17 protein-coding genes are annotated in these 15,679 nt (G+C 71.9%); 10 read left to right on the top strand and 7 right to left on the bottom strand.

Annotated elements, in window-relative coordinates; all coding sequences use genetic code 11:
- Positions 1-78 precede the first annotated feature (78 nt).
- Complete coding sequence (locus DEJ14_RS13355) at positions 79-855, top strand: endonuclease/exonuclease/phosphatase family protein (protein ID WP_111084345.1); 777 nt, start codon at positions 79-81, stop codon at positions 853-855.
- 310 nt (positions 856-1,165) lie between these two features.
- On the opposite strand, the gene DEJ14_RS13350 is transcribed toward DEJ14_RS13355, so the two are convergent.
- Genes DEJ14_RS13350 through DEJ14_RS13340 form a run of 3 tightly spaced genes read right to left on the bottom strand, consistent with a single transcriptional unit; the run spans position 1,166 to position 3,827 of the window.
- Entirely contained in the window at positions 1,166-1,783 is a 618-nt protein-coding gene (locus tag DEJ14_RS13350; protein ID WP_111084480.1) for a methionine ABC transporter permease, read from the bottom strand.
- A 50-nt stretch (positions 1,784-1,833) separates the two neighbouring features.
- The gene (locus DEJ14_RS13345; RefSeq protein WP_111084344.1) at positions 1,834-2,874 is read right to left on the bottom strand and encodes a methionine ABC transporter ATP-binding protein; all 1,041 of its coding nucleotides are present in this window, start codon (positions 2,872-2,874) and stop codon (positions 1,834-1,836) included.
- Complete coding sequence (locus tag DEJ14_RS13340) at positions 2,874-3,827, bottom strand: MetQ/NlpA family ABC transporter substrate-binding protein (protein ID WP_111084343.1); 954 nt, start codon at positions 3,825-3,827, stop codon at positions 2,874-2,876. Before DEJ14_RS13340 ends, DEJ14_RS13345 begins: the two co-directional genes overlap by 1 nt.
- 146 nt (positions 3,828-3,973) lie before the next feature.
- Here DEJ14_RS13340 and DEJ14_RS13335 point away from each other — a divergent pair, with 146 nt between their 5' ends.
- Positions 3,974-4,468 carry a 2'-5' RNA ligase family protein gene (locus DEJ14_RS13335; RefSeq protein WP_181437425.1) on the top strand — a complete coding sequence of 165 codons (495 nt, stop codon included), beginning with the start codon at positions 3,974-3,976 and terminating at the stop codon, positions 4,466-4,468.
- 69 nt (positions 4,469-4,537) lie between these two features.
- Here the strand turns inward: DEJ14_RS13335 and DEJ14_RS13330 are convergent, their stop codons facing one another.
- The 3 genes from DEJ14_RS13330 to DEJ14_RS13320 all read right to left on the bottom strand — a co-directional run bounded on the left by DEJ14_RS13330 (position 4,538) and on the right by DEJ14_RS13320 (position 7,722).
- A complete protein-coding gene (locus DEJ14_RS13330; protein ID WP_111084341.1) occupies positions 4,538-5,785 on the bottom strand; it encodes an FAD-binding protein in 1,248 nt (415 codons plus the stop codon).
- A 41-nt stretch (positions 5,786-5,826) separates the two neighbouring features.
- Positions 5,827-7,308, bottom strand: a complete 1,482-nt coding sequence (locus tag DEJ14_RS13325) for an MDR family MFS transporter (RefSeq protein ID WP_111084340.1) — start codon at positions 7,306-7,308, stop codon at positions 5,827-5,829.
- A gap of 132 nt (positions 7,309-7,440) precedes the next feature.
- The gene (locus tag DEJ14_RS13320) at positions 7,441-7,722 is read right to left on the bottom strand and encodes an acylphosphatase (RefSeq protein WP_228511574.1); all 282 of its coding nucleotides are present in this window, start codon (positions 7,720-7,722) and stop codon (positions 7,441-7,443) included.
- A gap of 166 nt (positions 7,723-7,888) precedes the next feature.
- On the opposite strand from DEJ14_RS13320, the gene DEJ14_RS13315 reads away from it, so the two are divergent.
- The 7 genes from DEJ14_RS13315 (at position 7,889) to DEJ14_RS13285 (ending at position 14,439) form a co-directional block, all read left to right on the top strand.
- Positions 7,889-8,587, top strand: coding sequence for an NUDIX hydrolase (locus DEJ14_RS13315; RefSeq protein WP_111084339.1), 699 nt, complete (start codon positions 7,889-7,891; stop codon positions 8,585-8,587).
- A gap of 8 nt (positions 8,588-8,595) precedes the next feature.
- Positions 8,596-9,867, top strand: a complete 1,272-nt coding sequence (gene nadA, locus DEJ14_RS13310) for a quinolinate synthase NadA (protein ID WP_111084338.1) — start codon at positions 8,596-8,598, stop codon at positions 9,865-9,867.
- 32 nt (positions 9,868-9,899) lie between these two features.
- On the top strand, positions 9,900-11,531 hold the full coding sequence (gene nadB / locus DEJ14_RS13305) for an L-aspartate oxidase (RefSeq protein ID WP_111084337.1): 1,632 nt from the start codon (positions 9,900-9,902) through the stop codon (positions 11,529-11,531).
- A complete protein-coding gene (gene nadC / locus DEJ14_RS13300; protein ID WP_111084336.1) occupies positions 11,528-12,406 on the top strand; it encodes a carboxylating nicotinate-nucleotide diphosphorylase in 879 nt (292 codons plus the stop codon). The genes nadB and nadC overlap by 4 nt, the downstream gene beginning before the upstream one ends.
- Before the next feature lie 2 nt (positions 12,407-12,408).
- The gene (locus DEJ14_RS13295) at positions 12,409-13,566 is read left to right on the top strand and encodes a cysteine desulfurase family protein (protein ID WP_111084335.1); all 1,158 of its coding nucleotides are present in this window, start codon (positions 12,409-12,411) and stop codon (positions 13,564-13,566) included.
- Positions 13,567-13,659: 93 nt separating this feature from the next.
- Positions 13,660-13,926: a hypothetical protein gene (locus DEJ14_RS13290; protein ID WP_146249689.1), complete on the top strand. Its 267-nt coding sequence runs from the start codon at positions 13,660-13,662 to the stop codon at positions 13,924-13,926.
- Between the two features lie 222 nt (positions 13,927-14,148).
- Positions 14,149-14,439, top strand: coding sequence for a hypothetical protein (locus tag DEJ14_RS13285; RefSeq protein ID WP_111084333.1), 291 nt, complete (start codon positions 14,149-14,151; stop codon positions 14,437-14,439).
- Here the strand turns inward: DEJ14_RS13285 and DEJ14_RS13280 are convergent.
- Entirely contained in the window at positions 14,399-14,929 is a 531-nt protein-coding gene (locus DEJ14_RS13280; protein WP_111084332.1) for an MSMEG_6728 family protein, read from the bottom strand. The genes DEJ14_RS13285 and DEJ14_RS13280 overlap by 41 nt on opposite strands.
- Positions 14,930-15,018: 89 nt before the next feature.
- Here DEJ14_RS13280 and DEJ14_RS13275 point away from each other — a divergent pair, with 89 nt between their 5' ends.
- Positions 15,019-15,615, top strand: coding sequence for an NAD(P)H-dependent oxidoreductase (locus tag DEJ14_RS13275; RefSeq protein WP_181437424.1), 597 nt, complete (start codon positions 15,019-15,021; stop codon positions 15,613-15,615).
- The last annotated feature ends 64 nt before the right edge of the window (positions 15,616-15,679 follow it).

The raw sequence follows: 15,679 nt of genomic DNA, 5'->3' as shown, positions 1-15,679 counted from the left end.
AGTCTCAGCATCCGTTTGCGAACGCCGAGTACGGTTGCCGCGGCAGGGTGACCCGGACCACCCGGACAGGAAGGCAGCATGGCCGCGCCAGAACAGCAGAGCACGATCGCCACCGACGCAGGCGTGCCGCCCACTGCCCTCCGGGTCGTCAGCTACAACCTCCGCGAGCACACCGCGAACGGTGAACTCGCCGCCCTGGCCGAGGCTTCCGACGCCGACGTCCTCTGCGTGCAGGAGTGCGACAGCAACGACCTGGCCCCGTCGATCGGTGGGCTCTCGCTCGCCGCGTCGACCCGCACGAACCGCCTCGGACTCGCGATCTACAAGCGCGACGACCGCTTCGAGGTGCAGGACTTCAGCATCCACTCGCTGCAGAAGTCCCTGCACGACCGGGTCCTCGCACCCGCGCACGAACGGCTCATCGCGATGCACCTGCGCGACACCGAGGCCGACGCCGAGGTCGTCGTCGCCTCGTTCCACGCCTCACCGCTGACCGCGACGAACTCCCTGCGCCGCAAGCAGATCGAGGCGGCGCACCAGTTCCTCCGCGAGCTCGCGAAGGACGTCCCCGCGGTCATGGTCGGCGACTTCAACTACCCCTGGTTCCAGACGAACCTGCGTCGCAAGATCGAGCAGGGCGGGTTCGCACTGTCGCTGTCCGACCAGCCGACGTACCTGCGCTACCGCAAGTTCACGGGCCACTTCGACTTCGCGACGAGCGTCGGGCTGCACATCGCCGGCGTCGAGACCCTGCCGGCGGGCATCTCCGACCACCGTCCGATCCTGGTGCGCGCGCACTACGAGCACCCCGGAGCGACCGGCACGATCGAGACCGTGGAGTCCCCGGCCGCCTGACGCGCGCCCCGCCCGCTCCTGCCCGCCCGGCGCGTCCCCGAGGTTCCGAAGTCTCGGCATCTCGGCGCTCGCAGTGGGCGTTCGTGGAACCTCGGCGGAACGCGTGCGGCGAGTCGTGGAACCTCGGCGGACGTGAGCGGCGCGACGTGGAAGCCCGTGACCGCTCGGCGGACGACGCGGGGCGCGCCCGCAACGCGGCAACGCACTGGAGGCCCGGTGCCGGTTCCAGGAACCGGCACCGGGCCTCCAGGCAGTCACGTCCACGGCACGTGCGGAGATCGCAGCACACGCCGCGAGCGGCGTGTCCGCGTCAGCGACGCAGGGTCGCGCGCGCCAGCCGGTTGCCGACGAACTGGCCGAGCTGCACGATGACGACGATCGCCGCCACCGACACGTAGACGATCCACCAGTCGTACCGCTGCGATCCGTAGGTGATCGCGTACTCGCCGAGTCCACCGCCACCGATCAACGCACCCTGCGCCGTCATGTCGACGATGCCGATGTAGATGAACGTGTAGCCGAGGATGAGCGGCCCGAGGCCCTCGGGGATCAGGACGGTCAGCAGGATCGAGATCGGGTGAGCGCCCGACGCGCGAGCCGCCTCGACGACGCCGGGGTCGACCGCGAGCAGGTTCTGCTCGACGATGCGCGACACGGCGAAGGCCGCTGCCAGCGAGATCGCGAAGGTCACCGCGGGCACGCCGATCGTGGTCTGCACCACGACGCGCGACAGCGGCGCGATCGCGGCGAGGAAGATCACGAACGGGATCGGCCGGACCAGGTTCACGACGACGTTGATGATCGTGTACGCGGTGCGGTTGCCGAGCAGGTTGCCGGGCCGGGTCGCGTAGAGCAGCAGCCCGAGGGCGAGCCCGATGACGCCGGCGATGACGAGCGACACGAGCGACATCACGATGGTGTCGCGCATGGCGGCGAGGAAGACGTCGAACGTGTCGATCACGCTCTGGAACGAGTTGTTCACGCTGCTGCCTCCTCGTCGGTCGTGACGCCGTCGGCACGCAGTGCGGCGACGGCGCGGTCGATGGCGGCGGAGCCGTCGGCCGTCAGCTCGTACGTGAGCGAACCGATCCGGCGCTCGCGGATCTCGCCGACCCCGCCGTAGACGAGCTCGGCGGTGACCCCTGCGGACCGGAACGCGGCGTCGATCCGGTTCTGCAGCCCGGCCTCGTCGGTGATCTGCACGGTCACCAGGCGACCGGGGTGACGCTCGCGCAGGCGAGCGAGCGTGTCGACCGAGGGGCGGTCGTGCAGCGCGGTGCGGACGAACCGCTGCGCAGCACCCGTCTTCGGTGCGGAGAACACGTCGTAGACGTCCCCGACCTCGACGACGCGCCCCTGCTCCATCACGGCGACGCGGTCGGCGATCTGCCGGACGGCGTCCATCTCGTGCGTGATGACGATGATCGTGACGCCGAGTTCCTTGTTCACCCGGCGGAGCAGCCCGAGCACCTCGGACGTGGTCTCCGGGTCGAGGGCGCTGGTGGCCTCGTCGGCGAGCAGGAGGTCGGGCGACGCCGCGAGTGCCCGCGCGATGCCGACACGCTGCTTCTGACCGCCGGACAGCTGCTCCGGGTAGGCGTGGGCGCGCTCGAGGAGCCCGACGAAGTCGAGCAGCTCGGCCACGCGACGGTCCCGCTCGTCCTTCGGCACACCGGCGACCTTGAGCGGGTACGCGACGTTGCCGGCGATGGTGCGGGACCGGAACAGGTTGAACTGCTGGAAGATCATCCCGATGTTGCGACGCGCCAGACGGCGATCCCGCTCGGGGATCGCCGTCAGTTCCTTGCCCGCCACGGTGACCGTCCCGGAGCTGGGCAGCTCGAGGGCGTTCACCAGACGGACGAGGGTGGACTTGCCGGCACCGGAGTACCCGATGACGCCGAGGACCTCTCCCTGGTGCACGTCCAGGGAGACGTCCTCGACGGCCACCACGGTCTCGCCGGTGTCGGCGCGGCGGTAGTGCTTCGAGACGCCGCGGAGTTCGACGAGGACCGGCACTACTCCGCTGCCGCCTTCGCGTCGGACTCGACCGTGGTGAGCTCCTTCTGCAGCGAGGCGGCGCTCTCGTCGCTCGGGACGGCGTCCGGGTAGTCCTTCGCGAAGACCTTCTGCACGGCGTCGTCCTGGAACAGCTTCGCAAGGTCGAGGTACGTCTTGTTGGTCTTGTCGGCGTCGCGGACGGCGAAGACGTTCACGTACGGGGCGGCGGAGGCGCTCTTCGGGTCGTCCTGGAAGATCGCGTCCTTGGTGTCGAGCCCGGCCGAGGTGGCGTAGTTCACGTTGACGATCGCGCCCTCGACGGAGCCCTGCTGCAGGGCGTTCGCGGTCTGCGAGGCGTCGAGCGTCTGCACGTCGACCTTGTGCGAGGTGATGTCGGCCGTGGTCGAGAAGGCGTTGCCGCCGTCCTTGAGCTCGAGCAGGTCAGCGGCCTGCAGGACCAGGAGCGCACGGGCCTCGTTGATGGCGTCGTTCGGGATCGCGACCTTCGCGCCGTCCTCGAAGTCCGCGACGTCGGAGACCTTCGTCGAGTACAGCGGCAGCGGGTAGACGGCCGTCGCGCCGATCGGCTGCAGGTCGTCGTCCGAGGTGACGTTGTAGTTCGCCAGGTACTGGATGTGCTGGAACTGGTTGATGTCGATCTGCTTGTCCTTGAGCGCAGGGTTCGGCAGCGAGTAGTCCGAGAAGTTCTGGAGCTTCACGGTGACGTTGAGCTGCTCCTTGGCGGCCTTCACGTACGTGTTCCAGTAGGGCAGCGACTTGTCCGAGACACCGATGGTGACGGTCTTCGGCGCAGCGTCACCGGCGGCAGCGCCACCGTTGTCGCCCCCGGAGCGCACGACTCCGACGATGACGGCGACGACGATCGCCACGACGACGATGACGGCGGCGATGATCCAGCCGATCGGGCGCTTGCCCTTCGGCTTCTCGGGCAGTGCGGGGGCTGCGGACATGCTGGTGCTCCTCGTGGGCCGTGCTGTGCGGGGGAGCCGCGGTGGTCCGCGGCGTGGAGTCGAGTGTGACGGGCGCGAGTCCCCGGTGCGAGTTCCGTTCCGCCGTGTTACATCGCCGTCACGGGGTGCCTTGGTTCACTCGGTACGTGCGCAGCATCGAACTCGTCCTCGACGGCCCCTCGGACGCAGCGGTCCGGGCGCTCTGGCAGACCCTCGTCGCCGCGGAGCTGCCGAGCCTCGGCCACTCGGGCACGAACGACCCGCACGTCACCCTCGTGGCCGGCGAGGCCGTTCCCGTGCCGACGGACCTCGACGTCGCGGTGCCCGAGGCCCTGCGCGTCGCCGGTGTCCTGCTCTTCCCCGCCGGCCCCGGTCGGCACGTGCTCGGCCTCGGTGTGGTCGTCGACGAGCCACTGGCCCGCTTCCACCGCGCGGTCGACGCCGCCGCTCCGGGCTCGCTCGACTCGTCGCTGCCCGGTCGGTGGGCGCCGCACGTCACCCTCGCTCGGCGGATCCGCGACGTCGACCTGCCGGCGGCGCTCCGGGTCCTCGCTGCGGACGCGCCCCTGCCCGAGGTGCTCACCGTGGGCGGTCTCCGGCACTGGGACGGGGATGCGAAGGTGGTCACCCGCCTGCGCTGACGCGCGCTGCGGACCGGTTCCGGAGCGCAGGTGGGTCGGGGCGCGGGGGCGTCGGACTGGAGGCGCGGGTCAGGCCCGCAGCACCCGCTCGCCGAACGCGGATGCGAACGTCCGGTCCGGGTCGGCTCGTGCGATCAGCTCACGGACGTCCGCCACCCGCGGGTACAGCTGCGCGATCGCGTCGCCGTCGAGCGAGCTCATCTTGCCCCAGTGCGGTCGCCCGTCGAACGGGGCGAGCCGCGCCTCGAGGTCGGGCAGCAGCGCAGCGACCGCCTCCGGGTGCTTCTGCCAGGTGAACGCGATGCAGAGCACGTCCTCGCCCTGGGTCGGGCTCAGCCAGAGGTCGTCGGCCGCCATCGTCCGCAGCTCGCACACGTGCAGGTGCGGCTGGATGCGGTCGGCCAGCCCGCGCAGGGCGTCGAGCGCCGCCGCCGCGTGCCGGAGCGGGACGAAGTGCTCGCTCTGCACCTCGGACCCGTGGCTCGGCACGGACTCGATGGGGAAGTGCGGCAGCCGGTCCCACCACGGTCCCACCGAGCCGTCGCGCGCCGTGTGGTGGCCGTCGCCGGGCGAGCCGGGCAGCCGGGGAGCGCCGAACAGGTCGTCCGGCACGGCGACGTCGTCGGCGCCGTCGGGGACCCGGGACTTCACGAGCGCCTCGCTGATCTCGTCGCCGAACACCGTGTAGGCGCACACCGAGTACCCGGCGGCGTGGACTGCGGCGACGTGGTCGGTGAACGTGCTCCACGGGAACGGCCCGTACGAGTCCTGCCGCATCCGGTAGGTGGGTTCGAGGTCGAGCGTGACCCGGGTCACGATGCCGAACAGCCCGAGGTGCAGGGCGGTGCCGGGGAACGCCGGGTCGGTGCGGTCGACGGTCCGGAGCGAACCGTCGGGGCCGAGCAGTTCGAGGGACCGGACCGCGGTGGTCAGCGAGCCGAGGGTGGTGCCGGAGCCGTGGGTGCCGGTGGCGACCGCGCCGCCGACGGAGATGTGCGGGAGCGAGCCCATGTTGTGCAGCGCGAACCCGGCGCGGTCGAGGTCGGGCGCGACGACGCCGTAGCGGGTACCGGCTCCGAGGGTCGCCGTCCGCCGCTCGGGGTCGACGACCAGGTCGGTGGGGATCGCGGTCAGGTCGAGCAGGACCCCCGGGGCGTCGGCGGAGTCGTTGAACGAGTGCCGGGTGCCGAGCCCGTGCACCCGGGGGGAGCGTGCGACCACCTCGGCCGCTTCGTCGATCGAGCCCGGTCGGAGCACCTGTTCGGCCGTGTAGGTGACCGTGCCGGACCAGTTCAGTTCGCTCGCCGTCGACCGCATGCCGCCCACGATGCCACGTGGACCCGTGGGCGGCACCGCGGTCAGTGCGCGGGCGGGGGCGTCGGCGCGCCCTCGGGCACCGCCGGACGGGTGACGAAGACCGATGCCAGGATGCCGAACAGCGAGATCACCGCGCCGACCAGGAACGCGGTCTTCACGCCCGAGGCGGTCGCTGCGGCCACGGCGTCCGCGCCGGCGCCGGTCGCTGCCGTGGCCGCGCCGATCGTGAGCAGGGTGACGAACAGGGCGGTGCCGGCGGCTCCGGCGAGCTGCTGCGCCGTGCCGAGGACCGCGCTGCCGTGGGAGTAGAGCTTCGGGGGCAGGCCACCGAGTGCCGCCGTGAACAGCGGGGTGAAGGTGAGCGCCAGGCCGATGCTCAGCACGACGTGCGCCCCGAGGACGAACCACACGCTGGTGTCCACGCCGACCGTGGAGAGCGCCCAGAGCACCGCGCTGACGATGATCGAGCCGGGGATGAGCAGCACGCGCGGTCCGCGACGGTCGTAGATGCGCCCGACGATGGGGGAGAGGAGCCCCATGAGCAGCCCGCCCGGGAGCAGCAGCAGTCCGACGTTCAGGACCTCGAGCCCGAGGACGCGCTCCAGGTAGATCGGCAGCAGGATGAGCGTGCCGAACATCGCCATGAAGCTCAGCGCCATCGCGACGATCGGGACGGTGAAGCCGCGGGTCTGGAAGGTGCGCAGGTCGAGCAGGGCGCTGTCGGTGCGCTGCAGGCGGGTCTGTCGGAGGATGAACACCGCCAGGGCGACGGCACCGACGACGAGCGCGGTGACCGGGACGAACAGGCCGGTGGTGCCGGCCTCGCCGATGCTGGACAGGCCGTAGACGATCCCACCGAACGCGAACGCGGACAGGATCACCGAGAACACGTCGAGCGGTGCCCGGCGGGGCGTCGAGACGTTGCGGACCTTGACCATGCCGAGGATGAGCGCGGCGATCGCGATCGGCAGGACGAAGCCGAACAGCCAGCGCCACGAGAACGCGTTGAGGATGAGCCCGGAGATCGTCGGGCCGATGGCCGGCGCGACCGAGATGACGATCGAGATGTTGCCCATGATGCGGCCACGGTGGGCCGGGTCGACGAGGGTGAGCACCGTCGTCATCAGGAGCGGCATCATGATCGCGGTGCCGCTCGCCTGGACGATGCGGCCGACGAGCAGCAGCGTGAACCCGGGCGCGAGCAGGGCGATCAGGGTGCCGGCCGAGAACAGGCCCATCGCCCAGACGAAGACGGGGCGGGTGTTGAACCGCTGCAGCAGGAACCCGGTGATCGGGATGACGACCGCCATGGTGAGCAGGAATCCGGTGGTCAGCCACTGCCCGGTCGCCGCACTGATGTCGAGGTCGTCCATGAGCCGCGGCAGCGCTACACCCATGATCGTCTCGTTGAGGATGACGACGAACGCGGACACGAGCAGCAGCCCGATCACGAGTCGGGTCTCGGCAGCGGTCGGTTGCGAGACGCTTCCCGTGCGGGGGGCGGAATCGACGGCCTGGGTCATGCGGGAGCTCCTGGTGGATCACGACTGGTGGAACGAGGTGGCGCAGAACGCGCAGACAGGGCAACCGCCTGAGTGGATTCGATTATTCCGCTCCGCACCGACATCCGCACGTGCACGGTCGGTGCGACCGGGTCAGTGCAGGATCGCGAACCCGTCGGCGTCGCCGTGCGGCACGACCGGCCGGAGCTCGACATCGGTCACGGTGGCCGACGGCGGCCCGCTCCGCAGGCACTCCATCAACGTCTCGACCGCGACCGACGGCCCCTCGGCCTCGACCTCGACGGTGCCGTCCCAGAGGTTCCTGGCGTACCCGACGAGGTCGAGCCCGTCGGCCTTCCGTGCCGTCCAGTACCGGAAGCCGACCCCCTGGACGGTCCCCGACACCACGGCATGCATCCTCGTCACCGTCGTCATGGTCCTCACCGTATCCACGCGGGGCGTCGCGGAGTTTTCGGCCTCGTGACGATCTGTTTCCGGTTCGTGACGACCCGGAGTCGCCTGCGGGCGCAACACACCGCGCAGCGGTGATAGTGTCATTGCAACCCGAATACTTCGAGTCACACTGACACTAAGGTCCACCATGGACGAAGCAGGCATCCGCGTCGCGGTCTCGACCGTGATCGTCGCGCTGCGCCCACACCCCGACACCGGGGCCCCGGCGCTGTGGATGCCGCTGGTGCGCCGGGTGGCCGAACCGTTCGAGGGGTCGTGGGCCCTGCCCGGCGGCTGGGTCGGCGTCGACGAGGGGCTCGAGGACTCCGCCGCGGCGCGCCTGCGCGAGACGACGAACGTCCAGCCCCGCTACCTCGAACAGCTCTACGCGTTCGGCGACGTCGGCCGCTCACCGAGCCGGGTGGTGTCGATCGTGTACTGGGCACTCGTGCACCCGGACGAGGCGAACGTCGTGCCGGACGACTGGAACGTCCGCTGGTTCCTCGCCGATGAGCACCCGCCGCTCGCCTTCGACCACGACCGGATCGTGGAGTACGCACTCTGGCGGCTCCGCACCAAGATGTCGTACTCCCGCATCGCCCAGGCCTTCCTGGGGGACCGGTTCACCCTCGCCGAGCTGCGTGGGGTGTACGAGGCGGTGCTCGGGCGCGCGCTCGACCCCGCGAACTTCCGTCGGCAGGTCGAGAAGACCGACGCGATCCTGCCGACCGACGAGACCACGAGCGGGGGCCGGCACCGTCCGGCCCGGCTGTACCGCTCGAACCCCGACCTGGCCTACGCGGACAACGGCCCGCTGCAGCAGGGCACACGACCGCAGAACCGATAGGAACCACCGTGTCCATCGCGACGACCATCGACCTCATCTCGAACGGCAAGGCCGGCGGCAGCACCTGCACGCCCGACCTCGCCATGCCCACGTGGGACTTCGACTCCCGGCCCGGGTACGGCCCGGGCTCGTCGATGACCGACGTCATCCCGACGAGCGCACCGCGGCAGGGCGTGCTGCCGGACGAGTACAAGACCGCGCCGACCGACGAGCTGCACGAACGCATCGAGCGGGCGAAGGCGACGCTCGGCGACCGGGTCGTCGTCCTCGGGCACTTCTACCAGCGCGACGAGGTCGTCCGGCACGCGGACTTCCTCGGTGACTCGTTCCAGCTCGCCAACGCGGCGCTGACGAAGCCCGACGCCGAGGCCATCGTGTTCTGCGGTGTGCACTTCATGGCCGAGACCGCCGACATCCTGGCCCGCGACGACCAGCGCGTCATCCTGCCGAACCTCGCGGCCGGCTGCTCGATGGCGGACATGGCCGACATCGACAGCGTCGAGGCCGCCTGGGCCGAGCTGACCGCCGTCTACGGCACCGAGCCCGACGCCGACGGCCGGGTGCCCGTCATCCCCGTCACCTACATGAACTCCGCTGCCGACCTCAAGGCGTTCTGCGGGCGCAACGGCGGCATCGTCTGCACCAGCTCGAACGCCGCGACGGTGCTCGAGTGGGCGTTCGAGCGCGGGCAGCGCGTGCTGTTCTTCCCCGACCAGCACCTCGGTCGCAACACCGCCAAGGCCATGGGGATCAGCACCGACCTGATGCCGATGTGGAACCCCCGGAAGCCCCTGGGCGGCAACGACACGAGCGACCTCCAAGCGGCGAAGGTCATCCTCTGGCACGGCTTCTGCTCGGTGCACCGTCGCTTCACGGTCGACCAGATCGACCAGGCCCGACGCGAGCACCCCGGTGTCCAGGTCATCGTCCACCCGGAGTGCCCGATGGCCGTCGTCGACGCCGCCGACCACGCCGGCAGCACCGACCTGATCCGGAAGACCGTCGCCGCGGCCACCGAACCGACCACGTTCGCGATCGGCACCGAGATCAACATGGTGAACCGGCTCGCCGCCGAGTACCCGCAGCACACGATCTTCTGCCTCGACCCGGTCGTCTGCCCGTGCTCGACGATGTACCGGATCCACCCGGGCTACCTCGCCTGGGTGCTCGAGGCCCTGGTGCGCGGCGAGGTCCTCAACGAGATCGTCGTCCCCGCCGAGGTCCAGGCCGACGCCAAGGTCGCGCTCGAGCGCATGCTCGCGGCGAAGCCGCGCGGCTGAGCCCCGAGCCCGAACGACCGAGGGAGACCACCGTGCACGTCGTCATCGTCGGCTCCGGCATCGCCGGGCTGACCGCAGCGATCCGTGCCAGCGCCGTCCACGACGTCACGCTGGTGACGAAGGGCGCGCTCGCCGACAGTGCCACGGCGTACGCCCAGGGCGGGGTCGCGGTGGCGCTCGGTGCCGACGACTCGGCGGCACTGCACCAGGCCGACACCCACGTCGCGGCGGCCGGCAGCGCGGACGCGCGCGCCGTCGAGGTCCTCTGCAGCGACGGACCGGCCCGGGTCCGCGACCTGCTCGCCCTCGGTGTGCCGTTCGACCGCTCGACCGATCCGGCGAGCCTCGACCGGTACGGCGACGACCTGGCGCGTGGTCGCGAGGCCGCGCACGGCCGCTGGCGCGTGGTGCACGCCGACGGCGACGCGACCGGCGCGGCGATCGAGCGCACGCTCATCGGCGCGCTGCACCGTCAGCACGTCACGATCCTCGAGCGCACCTGCCTCACCGACCTGGTCGTCCGGGACGGCACCGTCGTCGGCATCGACGTCCTCGACCTGCTCGGCGAACCCCGACGGATCGACGCCGACGCCGTCGTGATCGCCTCCGGGGGAGCGGGACACCTGTACCGCGAGACCACCAACCCGCTCGTGGCGACGGGGGACGGCGTGGCCGCCGCGTGGCGCGCCGGAGCGGTCGTCGCCGACCTCGAGTTCGTCCAGTTCCACCCGACCCGCCTCGCAGTGCCGGACGGCGGGCTCGTCTCCGAGGCCGTCCGCGGCGAGGGGGCCGTCCTCCGCGACGCGCGCGGACGCCGCTTCATGACGGCGGTGCACCCGGACGCCGAGCTCGCTCCGCGCGACGTCGTCGCCCGCGGCATCGCCGCCGCCGTCCGCGACCAAGGCGGCGCACCCGTGCTCCTCGACGCCACCGGGCTCGGTGCGGACTTCCTGACCGGACGCTTCCCCGGACTCACCCGGGCCACCCGCGCGGCCGGTTTCGACTGGACCCGACAGGGCGTGCCGGTGTCCCCGGCGGCCCACTACTCGATGGGCGGCATCGCCACCGACGCCGAGGGGCGCACCAGCCTTCCGGGGCTGCTGGCCATCGGCGAGGCCGCCTGCACCGGGGTCCACGGCGCGAACCGTCTGGCCTCGAACTCCCTTCTCGAGGGACTCGTCTTCGCGGTCCGCGCAGCGGACGCGGTCGCCGGACCCCGGCCCGGCCTGCTCCGCCTGCGGGGGAACGCAGACCTGCGCGTGACCAGCGTTCCCCGAGCGGCGGACGTGATCCGGGCCTCCCGTCAGACCTGGCCAGGAGGCCCGGATCACCGTGACGGGTCCGCGGACGTCCGCCAGGCGGTCCAGTCCGTCATGACCGACCGCGTCGGGCTGCTGCGCGACGCCGCCGGACTGGCGAGCGCCCGGCGGGACCTCGACGCGCTCTCCGCGCCCGCCACCGGCGGCGTGCGCGAGCACGAGGACCGCGCACTGCTCGACCTGGCACGGCTGGTGGCGCTCGCCGCCGAGACCCGCACCGAGTCACGCGGCGCCCACGCCCGCACCGACCACCCCGACACCGATCCAGCAGCTCCGGCCTCGTACGCCTGGGTCGCCGAGACGGTCACTCGACACATCGCCGTTCCGCAGGAGGTTCCCGCATGACCATCGATCCCGGCACCATCCCGCCGCACGCCCTGCGCCGCGTCATCGAGACCGCGCTGGAGGAGGACGCGCCCTGGGGCGACGTCACCAGCGAGACGCTCATCCCGGCCGACGCGACCGCGACGGCGACGCTCGCAGCCCGTGAACCCGGGGTGCTGAGCGGCGGGACCGTCTTCGTGGCCGTCATGCACGCGGTCGACCCGTCGATCCGGGCGACCGTGCACGCCGACGAGGGAGCCGCGTTCACCGTCGGCGACACGCTCGCCACCGTGACGGGGTCGGCGCGTTCGGTGCTCCGCGCCGAGCGGGTGGCGCTGAACCTGGTGCAGCGCATGTCGGGCATCGCCACCGCCACCGCGGCCCACGTCGCGGCCGCAGCGGGCACCTCGGCGCGGATCGTCGACACCCGGAAGACCACGCCCGGCCTCCGTGCGCTCGAGCGGTACGCCGTGCGCTGCGGCGGCGGCCACAACCACCGCACGTCGCTGTCCGACGCCGTGCTGGCCAAGGACAACCACCTGGCCGTGCTGCTCGCCGGTGGCATCGGCATCGGTGACGCGATCACCGCTGCACGACAGCGGCTCGGACACACCGTGCACGTCGAGGTCGAGGTGGACCGCATCGACCAGATCGAGCCCGTCGTCGCGGCGGGCGTCGACACGATCATGCTCGACAACTTCACGCCGGCCGAGCTCGAGACGGGTGTCGGCATCGTCGCGGGCCGCGCGCTCGTCGAGGCGTCGGGCGGGGTGTCCCTCGACACCGTCGCGGCCATCGCCGCGACCGGGGTCGACGTCATCTCGGTGGGGGCGCTCACGCACTCGGCCCGGGCGCTCGACCTCGGGCTCGACATCGCGGTGACAGCCGGGGACTGACCGTGTTCTACCTGGACCGGGCGGCGACGACCCCCGTCCGACGCGAGGTCCTCGAGGCGATGTGGCCGTACCTGACCGGGGTGTTCGGCAACCCGTCGTCGACGCACGGTGTCGGGGACGAGGCCGCGCGCGGGCTCGCGGCCGCACGGGCCACGGTCGCCGGCGTGCTCGGCTGCCGCCCGGCCGAGGTCGTCTTCACCACGGGTGGGACCGAGGGTGCGAACACCGCGGTCAAGGGGATCGCGCTCGCCGCCCCACGCGGACGCCACGTCGTCACCAGTGCGATCGAGCACGAGGCCGTGCTCGAGAGCTGCGCGTACCTGGCACGCTTCCACGGCTTCGACGTCACGGTGCTGCCGGTCGCGTCGGACGGCCTGGTCGACCCGTCGGTGCTGCGCGCGGCGCTCCGGCCGGACACGACGCTCGTGTCGATCGCGCACGCCGACAACGAGATCGGCACCGTGCAGGACGTCCCGGCGCTCGCCGCCGAGGCCCACGCGGTCGGCGCGCGCTTCCACACCGACGCCGTGCAGTCCGCGCCGTGGCTGCCGGTCGGGCTCGACGTCCTGGGGGTCGACGCGCTGTCACTGTCCGGGCACAAGCTCGGTGCTCCGAAGGGGACCGGGGTGCTCCTGGTCCGCTCGGGGGTCCCCGTCGAACCCCTGCTGCACGGCGGCGGACAGGAGCGGGGCCGACGCTCCGGCACCGAGGACGTCGCCGGCGCGGTGGCGGTCGCGACGGCGCTCGGGCTGGTGGCCGCCGGCGGAGCTGCTGCCGCCGGTGGCGCTGCAGCCTCCGCCACCGCGACGACCGTCCGTGACGCCGTGCTCGACGGGGTGCTCGCCGCCGTCCCGGGGGCGTTCGTGACCGGCTCGCGCGAGCACCGGCTGCCCGGGCACGCGTCGTTCTGCTTCCCCGGGGTCAACGGCGAGACCGTGCTGCTCGAACTGGAGCAGCGCGACGTCGTGTCGTCATCCGGCAGCGCCTGCGCCGCCGGCAGCACCGAGGCGTCGCACGTGCTCACCGCGCTCGGGATCCCGGACGAGGTCGCCCGCACCGCGCTCCGACTCACCTTCGACGGTTCCCTCGGCGCCGAGGACGTACCGATCGTCGTCGGAGCGGTCGCGGACGCCGTGGCCACCGTCCGCGCACTCGGTTGAGACACCGCACGCAGGGTGTACTAGACGTTCTACTCCATGAGTGGGGTCGTGTCCCCCCTTATGCGGACACGGAATCTGCGCCAGAGTGTCCACATGGCAAACGTGATGATGACCCGGTCACGACAGGACGACCGCTTCCGAGCGGTGCAGCTCCTGCCCGCACCGGCGACCCTCGTCGCGCTCGCCCTGGCTGCGCAGCACGACCTCGGCACCGCCCCCCTCGGGCTGATCGCCGCCGTCGGAGCCCTGGCGACCGTCGGGAGCGCCCTGCTCCCCATGATCCGACCAGCCGCCGCTCGACGATCGATGCCCGCACCGATCGAGACGGACCGGTACCGAGAGGACACCGAACACCCTTGAGGTCCGACACCGCCCGGCGCATCTCGTGACCCGGACGGTGCCCCAGACCGGATGCCGATACCCCTGATCGACATCCGGAGCGGGGCGCGACGTTCCCCCTGTCGTCGCGTCCCGCCACACACCGCGACCCGCCGTGGGCCGACGTCGACCCCTGAACGACGTCCGTTCCCCTGCAGCCCACGGCGGGCTCCCGGTGTCTCGCGCTCCCGCTACCGTCGGGGTGTGCCCTCGTACCGTGTGACCCTGGCGATCGGCGCGCTCGCCGCCGGCACCGCGCCCGACGCCGTCCTGCCCGCTGCGGCCCGGCTGGTCGCCGAGCACGCCGTGGTCGAGGCGCAGGACGTCCGTCTGCTGCGCGGTGTGCCGTGCGCGGTCGTCCGGTTCGAGTCCGACGACGACGCCACGGCAGCGGTCGTGCGCGACCGGGCCGTGCACGGCCTCCGCGACGTGGTCGAGATCCGCTCCGACGTCGTCACGCGCCGCGACGGTGCGCGGTGGATCCCGGTGGCGTGACGGTTGCGGCCGTACTGCCCGGGGCGTGCGGCGTGCCCGGTGCGTCCGGCGTGCCCGGCCAGACGTAGTCCAGGTCGTCCGGTGCGTCCGGGAACAGCGCGCGGTAGTGCTCCGGTGCCTTCTGCACCAGCTTCGAGCGGTGTGACGCGTGCAGGGCCTCGTCGTCGTTCCACGGCGGGATCGGGACGTCGCCGCGCTCGTACGCCGCCAGGTCCTCCGGCACCCGCCCGAGGTCCAGCAGCGTCTTCTCCAGACAGGTGTCGACGTGCCCGCGCTCCAGCCAGACGCTGCAGGTCGCTTCCTGGTAGGCCATCAGCGCCGGACGGTAGCCGCGCCACATCGCGGTGACCGGGTGGTGCTGCCAGCCGTACCCCGGCAGCGTCAGCGCCCGCATCACCTGCAGGGTCTCCACGCGCTGCTTGCCGAGGCGCCTGTCGTCGAGGACATCGGCAGAGGCCCGGAAGTCGGCGTACGGCAAGAACGTCTGCATGCCGCGGGACGGTACCCGCGGGGCCTGGCACCCGACACATGTCGTCACACGCGGACCGCCCCGGTGGCAGGCATGTGAGCATCGACCGCATGAGTGGAGAACTGGTCGTCGGCGTCAGCGGTAGCCCTTCGGACCCCTCGAGGACGTCCACCCTGGTCGCCGCCACGGTGGCGCGCCTGGGGCAGGAGATCGAGGGTGCCCGCACCGAGACCATCGAGATCGGCCCGCTCCTGGCCGACCTCGGTGCTGCGTCCTCGCGCGAGGCGATGTCCGAGCGCACCCGGGCGGCACTCGAGACCGTCGAGGCTGCCGACGTGCTCGTCGTCGGCAGCCCGGCGTTCCGCGCCGCCTACTCGGGCGCGTTCAAGCTGTTCTTCGACTGGATCGGGCAGTACGACCTCGTCGACACCCCGGTCCTGCTGACCGCCACGGGCGGCAGCGATCGCCACGCCCTGCTCGTCGAGCACCAGATGCGCCCGCTGTTCGGCTTCTTCCAGTCGACGACGCTGCCGATCGGGGTGTTCGGCAACGAGCGCGACTTCACCAAGCGCGAGGGCGGCTACGACATCGGCAACGTCGACCTCGAACTCCGCATCGACCAGGCGGTGCGCCGGGCGATCCCGATCATCCGCGGGGGCTTCGCCACGGCCGGCCTGACCGACGTGCGGCGCCCGGCGGACTTCTGACCGCGGGGCCCCGGCCTTCCGCACGTTCCTGGTCGATTCGGGCGTACCTGGTCTGAAGTCCTCA

It is taken from the genome of Curtobacterium sp. MCJR17_020 (assembly GCF_003234365.2).
In the GTDB taxonomy this organism is placed as follows: domain Bacteria; phylum Actinomycetota; class Actinomycetes; order Actinomycetales; family Microbacteriaceae; genus Curtobacterium.
The sequence above is the reverse complement of the archived record's forward strand: the minus strand, read 5'-3'. Positions and strand labels throughout refer to the sequence as shown.